This window comes from Cellvibrio sp. (assembly GCF_039207905.1).
GTDB lineage: Bacteria > Pseudomonadota > Gammaproteobacteria > Pseudomonadales > Cellvibrionaceae > Cellvibrio.
Genome location: NZ_JBCECX010000057.1, coordinates 9,807 through 18,712, shown reverse-complemented (window position 1 = coordinate 18,712; position 8,906 = coordinate 9,807). Strand labels below are relative to the sequence as shown.

Genomic DNA, 8,906 nt, shown 5'->3' with positions numbered 1-8,906 from the left:
GGCGCGCACTATACGAATCCACCCTCGCCCATGCAAGCTCTTTTTGGGATTATTTCGTTTTAATTTTAAAGACGATTAATTAACAAACTTACTGACTTTTATTCAGGCACTTTCGGTGATTTTGGCCCACCAACAACCAGGCGAAACAACCAAATGACCGGAGCAGACAGACCATAAATTATCGCAATCGCCAAAACACCTTGCTGCTGATAAATAATGAGCGATGCAAACACCAGCACCACCAGCAACATAAAAGCAAAAGGAACGCGCCCACGGAAATTGATTCCCTTGAAGCTGGTATAGCGAAAATTAGACACCATCAACAAACCGGTAAATGCAGTCAACAACGCAACACCAGCTGCCCAAACACCCTCAGGCCGGGAATCAGACCAAACCCAAACCGTAGCGGCAACAATTGAAGCTGCTGCCGGACTCGCCAAACCCATAAAGTATTTTTTGTCGACCACACCGATTTGCGTATTAAATCTGGCAAGACGCAATGCAGCGCATGCAGTGTAGATAAATGCTGCCGCCCAACCCCAGCGCCCTAAATCGTGCAGAACCCAGCTAAATACCACCAGTGCTGGCGCAACACCAAACGAAACCATATCGGCGAGACTGTCATATTGTTCACCAAATGCACTCTGGGTATTAGTCATGCGCGCCACACGGCCATCCATACCGTCGAGCAACATGGAACCAAAAATGGCGATAGCGGCCTGGGTGAAATTGCCATGCATGGCAGAAACGATGGCATAAAAACCACAGAACAGCGCACCAGTCGTAAACAGGTTTGGGAGCAGATATACGCCGCGATGGCGAACCTTTTTGCCATTCTCCGACACCTCTTCCACCAAATCACCAAATGGAAGCGGACCCTCATGGTCGCCGGTATCTTGTTTTGATTGTTCGTTATCAGCCTGACTCATGATCCTGTCTCTCTGTTGCGGGAGGGCTATTGTACACATTCATGCGCAAAAGACATGTCCGGAGCCACACACAATCAGCGTGAACAGCAAGGAAATCCCAGGCAAAAAAAACCTCGCACAGGGCGAGGTTTTTAGATCGAAAATCCAACCAACTTAGTTTTTGGTTTGATCAACGATTTTGTTCGCCTGAATCCAAGGCATCATTGCACGCAGCTTGTTACCAACAACTTCGATACCGTGCGCCGCGTTGTTACGACGAGCAGCAGTCATTGATGAATAGTTGGTTTGACCTTCCAGGATGAACTTCTTGGCGTATTCGCCAGTTTGGATGTCTTTCAACGCTTGACGCATAGCTTTGCGTGACTCTTCGTTGATCACTTTAGGACCAGTCACGTACTCGCCGTATTCAGCGTTGTTGGAGATTGAGTAGTTCATGTTGGCGATACCGCCTTCGAACATCAGGTCAACAATCAACTTCAGCTCATGCAGACACTCGAAGTAAGCCATTTCTGGCTCGTAACCTGCTTCAACCAGAGTTTCGTAACCCATTTTTACCAACTCAACCGCGCCGCCGCACAGAACAGCTTGCTCGCCGAACAGGTCAGTTTCAGTTTCGTCTTTGAAAGTGGTTTCGATGATACCAGTACGGCCGCCGCCTACGCCTGATGCGTATGACAGAGCAGTTTCTTTCGCCTTACCAGAAGCGTTTTGGAATACCGCAATCAGGTCAGGAACACCGCCGCCACGTACGAATTCAGAACGCACCGTGTGACCTGGTGCTTTTGGAGCGATCATGATCACGTCCAAATCTTTGCGTGGAACTACTTGGTTGTAGTGAATCGCAAAACCGTGAGCGAACGCCAAAGTAGCGCCTTGCTTGATGTTTGGCTCGATCTCTTCTTTGTAGAGTTTTGATTGGAACTCGTCCGGAGTCAGGATCATTACTACGTCAGCTGATTTAACAGCGGTAGCAACATCAGTCACTTTCAGGCCGTGAGCTTCTGCTTTCTTAACAGTTGCAGAGCCAGTACGCAGACCAACAACAACATCAACACCTGAATCTTTCAGGTTGCACGCGTGAGCGTGACCTTGTGAACCGTAACCAATGATGGCTACTTTTTTACCTTGGATGATAGAAAGATCAGCATCTTTATCGTAATAAACGTGCATAACAGACTCCTCAGAGGATGATGATTGCCGGAACACAGTGACACCTAAGTCCGGCCGGGATAAGAAAAGGTCGACAGTGTAGGGAAACACTTGCATCGCGTAAAATGATATATTCGCAATTCAATATTTCATTTTATGCAACACAGTTATGGATATAGCTAAACTTCGCCTGTTTTGTAGCCTTGCCAACAGCCTCCACTTTGGGCGAGCAGCGGCCAGCTGCCATGTCAGTCCATCGACATTGAGCCGCAATATCAAACAGCTCGAAGATGATCTCGGCGTGCATCTATTTATGCGCGATAACCGCTCGGTAGTGCTCACGCACGAGGGCGAACAATTCCAAACCTTTGCCAAAGAAGTGATACAGCAGTGGGAGACTTATCAGGAATCCCTGCTCGCACAAGCCGACCAACTGCGAGGACAACTCAGCATCTACTGCTCAGTCACCGCCAGCTACAGCTTCTTATATGAGATCCTCACCGAATTCCGCGTTAAGCATCCCGGCATTGCAATCAAACTGCACACCGGCGACCCGGCGCAATCGATCGAACGCATCCTCGCCGGCGAAGAAGATATCGCCATCGCCGCCAAACCGGAAAAACTTCCTGCAGGCATCAGCTTCAAACCTATTAATAGCTCGCCGCTGATTTTCATCACCGCCAATCATGAAGACTGGCAGGGGAAAAATTGGGAAGAAATCCCGGTGATCATTCCCGAAGAAGGATTGGCGCGCGAGCGGCTGGATAACTGGTTTACTTCGCTTGGCATCAAGCCAAATATTTATGCAGAAGTAAAAGGTAACGAGGCGATTGTCAGTATGGTGAGTTTGGGATTTGGTGTCGGTGTTGCGCCGCAAATCGTAGTCGATAACAGCCCACTCGCCGACAAAGTAAAACGTTTTAATCCACAACCGGATTTAGGCCCCTACGACACCGGCATTTGCGTGATGGAAAAACGATTGAAAAGCCCGATTGTGAATGCGTTTTGGCTGCAGCTGGCGAATGACAAGTAGTGCTGAACTTTAGTAAAGGAATATTCAATAACTAACCGTATCGACTAGCAAATCAGTTTCCAGCTGCCGGGCAAGTTTGGCCATTAACTCGGTGTTATTGGCGGCCGTAAAATTGATGTTGTGCAACTCCAACCCTGTGCGCGCATCCACCAAACTTAGCTCTACATTATTAAACCCATCAAAATCACTCACCCGACTTTCAAGTACCCACCTAGCATCAAACTGGTTAAAGAAATAAGGAAAGGGATTTTGCGGTCGAGAAATGATGGCGGATTGCGATAACAGTTTTATGTGGGATTTTTTGCGCAATACAACCAGAAGAGCCTCATCCAACATTTTGGCCGCCGCTTCCGTTTGTGGGCGCTCATAAACAGCGGGCAATACCGCAAGATTGATTTGAGTCTCCATCGATTGACCAGCCAGCCACATAATCGCAACCGCCAACAGCAGTGCTGCGCCGCCATATAACATTGCGTTAGTGAATCTGCGCACGACTAACCGAGCAGGCTGAGCCGTTACAGAAAGCGATTGAGATACGTTCGGGCTAGATAAAGCCGCCTCCGCCCTCCCACTAATCGGGACAACCTCGATTGCCCAGCGATAACCGCGCTTGGGCAATGTTTCAATGAATTTGGTCGAATCATCCAGCTTGGCAAGTTGAGTGCGAATGTCCGATATCGCGCGCGTCAATACATCATCGCTCACAATCTGGTTGGGCCACACAGTGTCGAACAATTCCGTGCGACTAATAACCTCATTGGGGCGACTCAGCAAATAGGCCAACACTTTTAAGTTAATAGGACTTAAGCGTTGCGTCTCGCCCTGCGCATTATTCACTGCACCCAAGTCGAGATCGAATTGCAAGTCAGCGCAGCGCAGATATGTGTGATTAAGAAAATTATTGTTGTTCATGGCAGCAGTTTAGCAACTTAAAGATCCGCACAACATGAGGTTTGACCCCGGCGAGCTTTTGCGTAGGTTTTCCTCAGCTGCTTTCATGAGGCTTATGCGAGAGTTAAAGTGTCACTTACCAAGGAGCACACCATGAGTCATGCAAAAGCCTTACTTATTAAAATTCTAACCCGCAGCACATTCGTTACTGGATTAGCACTGGGCATCGTGTTGATTCCCAACCTCGCTATTTTTGATGAAGCCTTGGCACCAGAGATTAGCCAACTGTTGAGCAACCCTGCCAATCCGGATATTCCCGGCAACGCCGCCCCTGACGCCTATGGATTAGCCGCAGAATCTAGCCGGGATATAAAACAAGTTGGCGAAAAATTTATCGCTGCCCTGCGCGATAAGCGCGCTCAAGGCAAATCCGCCAGCCTTAGCGAACAAGAAATTAAAGACTTTTTAGGTGGCAGTGATTTCGATAAAACCTGGCAAGCGCTTTATCCTGCCGCCAAGTGTGTTCCGCGCGAGTACGATAACTGTTTTGAAAACTTACTCGCCGACATTAACGTAACGCCGATCACCAACGAACGTTTACATAGCCAAATTGAACGCTACCGCTTAATTATCCAACAATCACATTACATCGAAGATATTCGCAGCATGGATTCCGCCTCACCTCTACCCAGCTACGGGCCAATGTTGCAACTCGGGAAAATCATCAACGCGGATGCTTATCTAACAAAGGGAATTGATGGCCTGATAGAAACAGCACGCGCGGATCTGAAATTCTGGCGAATCGTGCTGGGTGAAAGCCAAACAATACTGGGAAAAATGATTGCACTGAATGCGTTGCGTGGAGATCTACAGGCGCTCTCCTATGCAATAAGCCAACAACCAGCACTGAGCGACAAACAAAGACAAGAACTACAAAATTTGCTCCTGCCATTGGGTAGGGAGGAAATTGCAATCGACGAGGCGCTACTAACAGAGTTTCGTATGATGGTCGAAAACAGACAGACGTTCTTTCTATTTTTCTCTGCAACACCAGGAAACGAGTCATGGTTCTTGAACCTGCTGGTACAACCAACCGCGAGCGTAAACCGGTATTTTAAATATGCCTACCAGCCAAGCTATAACTTCAGCAAATTGACCGCGCCGGAATTTTACATGCGCGCCCAAGCCCCCATCAGACCCGTTGAGTTTTCTCGCTTTAATCCCTACAACCTGGGCGGGAAAATAAAATTATCACAGCCATGGCAAATTGCCGATTACATAGGCCGGGCCCATGACCTTGCAGGTATCTATTCACTGGTATCACTGCAATTGGAATTAACCGCAGCAGCGCAACAGGATATTAGCGAGCGAATCGCATCATCCTCTTACAAAAATCCCTACAGCGAAAAATCATTTGATTATGATGCTAAAACCAACACACTGAGCTTCAGATGTTTTGATGTGAAAGATACTTGCAAGATTCGGCTATAGGACTTTAATCGAAGGAAATGCAATAAAAGGGAATTTAATCAAACACATCGATTTACCTGAACGCAAATCGAATTGTTGGATTAACGAAACGGCTTACTCAGAAACGGCGAGCCAGCCAAGCCAAAACGCCAAGGTAAATCCATGGCTTTGGATATGCCAATGCGTGGGCCACTCACCACATTTACCGGCGCAATTGCAGGCAATAATTGAAATGGTTTTTGCGTGAGGGAGTGCCCGTTAAATGCGTGGACGATTTCCAATGCTTGACCTACGCGCCCCGGCCCTGAGCAAAGTAATTTTTCCGACTCAACCGCGCGACGCTCACGCATAACATCCAAACCATGAGTTGGCTGGATTGCGCGAATTAAAACTCCCGCTCCATGCCCCTCCGGTGAACATACAAAATTCAAACACCAGTGAATGCCGTATGAGCGATAAACATAAGCGCAACCGGGTGGACCAAACATAGAAGCATTGCGCACACTTGGACCAGAAAAAGTGTGCGATGCCGGCTCGGATTGATCGTAAGCTTCCACCTCAACAATAATTCCGCCCACGCCATTCACAAAAAATTGCGCACCGATTAATTGGGGCGCAACTTCATGTGAAGGAGCAGAAAAATCGATGACCGAAAAAATGTCTTTCATTTGCAAACCGCTTAAGCCTCAACACGGATAGCAGATGCCTCATTAATCAGGCGCTGCATATTTTCTAAATAGCGGATAAATGCCTGTCTGCCAGACTCGGTCAAAGTCACGCCGGTAACTGTTTTTTTTCCGGCAAAACTTTTACTAATTTCGATATATCCAGCCTCCTCCAATTTGCGCAACTGGACGGACAAATTGCCGTCAGTCGCACCGGTTTTAGCTTTCAATTGGATAAAGTCGGTATCACCCAAATTAATCAGATAGGCCATAACACCGAGCCGCAAGCGGCCATGGATCACATCATCAACCGAATCAAGTGAGAAGAGATCGCTCATTTCACTGCGTTCTCTTTAGTCATCAATAACCACCCTGGTATCAGGGCAGAGCAAATCAACGCCACGGCATACACAAGCAGTTGTTCAGGGCGCAATGACAACCAGGCAATCAGCGGTACAACAATAAAACATCCGATGCCGACCAGGGTCATCCAGCGCTGTGCGGCGACCTCCGCCGTAATAATCCAACCAAGCCCATACAACACCAAAACTACCGGCATCATAAACACGCCCAGCTGCGGATTTTGCAGACGATATGCAAGGATCGCCAAGGTCACACTGAATAGAAAAATTGAAAAACCAACTCCACTCCACACAGCTCCTACGACCCGATTTTTATTTCCTTGAACTTTGAAAACCGCACGATTTTTTACTCCCCACCATACACCCCATAAGGCATAAGCCAACATTGCACTCCCCCATATAGAGAGCGTGGTCAGCCCATTAAATGCGGTGAATGAAACGCTCGCATAATGCAGTAGCGCAGCAATCCCAAAAATCAGGCCCGCCATAAACAAAGGCAAACCGCCGTTCAATGGTGTCTGCCCGCCCTCCACTGCCAGCGCTTTCATAAAATCAATATCTGCTCTTAACCGAGATAATTCCGACATACATGCCTCCATAACAATTCCTTGCCAGCCCGCATTCAATTCAACACCCAATTGAATACCCCAAAAGTGGCAGTAGAAATAATGTACAACACAGGCTTTATAAAATAAAGTGCTTTATTGAAAATAATTTAACCATTGAATTTCAGGGCTTCAAGGAGGGGCGTCCTATGCCACACACGCGCTGTGGCATAGGGGAGCAAAACGACAGACCTACTTTAGTCTGCTATTGATGTTGATTGGTTGACCGCATAATCCGGCGCATGATGCTCAGCTTGGGCCTTTTTCAAATCCATCAATAATGCGTGCAGCATTTCAGTGGATAAACCGTGTAACACCAATCGATACCCCGCGCGCAATGTACTCATAGGCACGAGTGGATGCTTGTTGTTAAGCAATACCAAATGTTGCGGTGAATTTAAAATCGTTGCCACATAAAGACCAATGGTTTCATCCAACTGCAAGGAGTTGGATGCGCGCCAGAAATCATTGTCGGTAAGGAATAATTGATAGGTTGGAGTAAACATTTCAATCGCAGTTTGCAGATCAATACCGTTCAGCATTCCGCGCGGCATTGATTGCAAGGTCACTTCCGGCTCGTGGATCATACTGAAATCCGGCTTCTCAACCGGCATCAGTTTTTGATTAGCATCACGCAGCGCTTTACCCAAGCGGATAACGAAGTTAAATAGATTTAAATCGTGTTTTAAAAATAACTCATCTTTTAACTCATCGAGAGTTATCGGTTTCAGCGGAGAGGTTTCCACTTTGATCGGAGAGTTAGCAGCGATAAATTCCAGAATCTGTGCACCCATATGGAAATGGCGCAGCACCAACCAATTCGCCTCTGGTCGTACGCAGTATTTCAAACCGGTAGCGAGAATCCAGTGCAACAGTTTTGATGCAGCCCAATTGCGCGGCACGGCCACTTTCACAATCTGGATTAATACAATTAAGGTGCGCGCCACTGGCCGCACAAACGGCAACAGAAATTGGCGCGATGGCGTTTCCGAATCTGCTAGCCAGGCTTTTTTTACATGATCGGGCAGCGGCGTACTTTGATCCAAATAAAGTGCAAGCCAGGGATTCGGGTCGCGCGGATCAAATTCAGCTTGTAAAAACTTTGGTTCTGCTTCCAACTTATCCATCCCCTAGTCCTCCAGAATATGTTCAAACTGCATTAAATATAATTGCGCGGTACGCTTTGCAGTAGCGATGATACTTTTTGCCGCTTGCGGCTCAAGTGCCAATACCAATTCAACAGCAGACAACCAGCGCGCAAGGTGATGCTCGTCATTCGCGCCGTGATATTCCAAAAAGCGAAATGCACTCGCAGGTAAATCAACCTGCTTGCGCAGTAATGGCAAAAGCGCAGGAACAATACGCTGGCCAGTGCCCTCAATAATATAAATTGCCCCCAACAAACCAATCGGGTTAGTGGTTGCCGCAAGTGAATGCAGATAACTATTTAGTGCTTCACCACCGGGGTTACGCCGTAAACTATCCAACGGCTCGGTTCCGCCCGCCGCACAATAATCTTCATACAAAATTTTAAAATCGTTTTGCTCCTCGCCCGCGTGGGTTTCAATCAAACTGGCAAGATCAGCATAAGTACCAGTTAGCGATGCCACGGCTTCACGCATCCACTTACTGCCTTCGCGCACTTGCGGCACCCACTGGGATGTCCAATTGCGATAATCGCCCAGCGTAAATTGTTGGCTGACCAATTTATGGATAACAGGACTGCGCCACACTTGCGAGCGATAGTCGTGCCAGATGCCCGCTAATGTCGTTAATAAATCCTGCAGATGCACAGGTGCAGA

10 protein-coding genes are annotated in these 8,906 nt (G+C 47.7%); 2 read left to right on the top strand and 8 right to left on the bottom strand.

All coding sequences use genetic code 11. The features are described from left to right. Positions 1 to 98 precede the first annotated feature (98 nt). Positions 99 to 929, bottom strand: coding sequence for a CDP-diacylglycerol--serine O-phosphatidyltransferase (pssA, locus tag AAGC78_RS20820; RefSeq protein WP_435786035.1), 831 nt, complete (start codon positions 927 to 929; stop codon positions 99 to 101). Between the two features lie 153 nt (positions 930 to 1,082). Next, entirely contained in the window at positions 1,083 to 2,195 is a 1,113-nt protein-coding gene (ilvC, locus tag AAGC78_RS20815) for a ketol-acid reductoisomerase (RefSeq protein WP_435786034.1), read from the bottom strand. A 52-nt stretch (positions 2,196 to 2,247) separates the two neighbouring features. Here ilvC and ilvY point away from each other — a divergent pair, with 52 nt between their 5' ends. Further along, positions 2,248 to 3,111 (top strand): HTH-type transcriptional activator IlvY, encoded by an 864-nt coding sequence (ilvY, locus tag AAGC78_RS20810; RefSeq protein ID WP_435786033.1) that lies wholly within the window; start codon positions 2,248 to 2,250, stop codon positions 3,109 to 3,111. Positions 3,112 to 3,135: 24 nt separating this feature from the next. On the opposite strand, the gene AAGC78_RS20805 is transcribed toward ilvY, so the two are convergent. Next, positions 3,136 to 4,023 carry a winged helix-turn-helix domain-containing protein gene (locus AAGC78_RS20805; protein WP_435786032.1) on the bottom strand — a complete coding sequence of 296 codons (888 nt, stop codon included), beginning with the start codon at positions 4,021 to 4,023 and terminating at the stop codon, positions 3,136 to 3,138. 132 nt (positions 4,024 to 4,155) lie between these two features. On the opposite strand from AAGC78_RS20805, the gene AAGC78_RS20800 reads away from it, so the two are divergent. Next, positions 4,156 to 5,493 carry a hypothetical protein gene (locus AAGC78_RS20800; RefSeq protein ID WP_435786031.1) on the top strand — a complete coding sequence of 446 codons (1,338 nt, stop codon included), beginning with the start codon at positions 4,156 to 4,158 and terminating at the stop codon, positions 5,491 to 5,493. A gap of 80 nt (positions 5,494 to 5,573) precedes the next feature. Here the strand turns inward: AAGC78_RS20800 and AAGC78_RS20795 are convergent, their stop codons facing one another. The 5 genes from AAGC78_RS20795 to AAGC78_RS20775 all read right to left on the bottom strand — a co-directional run. Continuing rightward, on the bottom strand, positions 5,574 to 6,140 hold the full coding sequence (locus AAGC78_RS20795; protein WP_435786030.1) for a DNA-3-methyladenine glycosylase: 567 nt from the start codon (positions 6,138 to 6,140) through the stop codon (positions 5,574 to 5,576). Between the two features lie 11 nt (positions 6,141 to 6,151). Further along, positions 6,152 to 6,475, bottom strand: a complete 324-nt coding sequence (locus tag AAGC78_RS20790; protein ID WP_435786029.1) for a winged helix-turn-helix domain-containing protein — start codon at positions 6,473 to 6,475, stop codon at positions 6,152 to 6,154. Further along, positions 6,472 to 7,137 carry a hypothetical protein gene (locus AAGC78_RS20785; protein ID WP_435786028.1) on the bottom strand — a complete coding sequence of 222 codons (666 nt, stop codon included), beginning with the start codon at positions 7,135 to 7,137 and terminating at the stop codon, positions 6,472 to 6,474. The genes AAGC78_RS20790 and AAGC78_RS20785 overlap by 4 nt, the downstream gene beginning before the upstream one ends. A 164-nt stretch (positions 7,138 to 7,301) precedes the next feature. Continuing rightward, the gene (locus tag AAGC78_RS20780; RefSeq protein WP_435786027.1) at positions 7,302 to 8,231 is read right to left on the bottom strand and encodes a DUF6999 family protein; all 930 of its coding nucleotides are present in this window, start codon (positions 8,229 to 8,231) and stop codon (positions 7,302 to 7,304) included. 3 nt (positions 8,232 to 8,234) lie between these two features. Further along, positions 8,235 to 8,906 (bottom strand): iron-containing redox enzyme family protein (locus AAGC78_RS20775; protein ID WP_435786026.1); only part of this gene is annotated, 672 nt, incomplete at its 5' end.

What these genes read in the sequence shown, in the direction of transcription:
- pssA (WP_435786035.1), bottom strand. Translation starts at nt 929, where the DNA reads ATGAGTCAGGCTGATAACGAACAATCAAAACAAGATACCGGCGACCAT.
- ilvC (WP_435786034.1), bottom strand. Translation starts at nt 2,195, where the DNA reads ATGCAAGTGTTTCCCTACACTGTCGACCTTTTCTTATCCCGGCCGGAC.
- ilvY (WP_435786033.1), top strand. Translation starts at nt 2,248, where the DNA reads ATGGATATAGCTAAACTTCGCCTGTTTTGTAGCCTTGCCAACAGCCTC.
- AAGC78_RS20805 (WP_435786032.1), bottom strand. Translation starts at nt 4,023, where the DNA reads ATGAACAACAATAATTTTCTTAATCACACATATCTGCGCTGCGCTGAC.
- AAGC78_RS20800 (WP_435786031.1), top strand. Translation starts at nt 4,156, where the DNA reads ATGAGTCATGCAAAAGCCTTACTTATTAAAATTCTAACCCGCAGCACA.
- AAGC78_RS20795 (WP_435786030.1), bottom strand. Translation starts at nt 6,140, where the DNA reads ATGAAAGACATTTTTTCGGTCATCGATTTTTCTGCTCCTTCACATGAA.
- AAGC78_RS20790 (WP_435786029.1), bottom strand. Translation starts at nt 6,475, where the DNA reads ATGAGCGATCTCTTCTCACTTGATTCGGTTGATGATGTGATCCATGGC.
- AAGC78_RS20780 (WP_435786027.1), bottom strand. Translation starts at nt 8,231, where the DNA reads ATGGATAAGTTGGAAGCAGAACCAAAGTTTTTACAAGCTGAATTTGAT.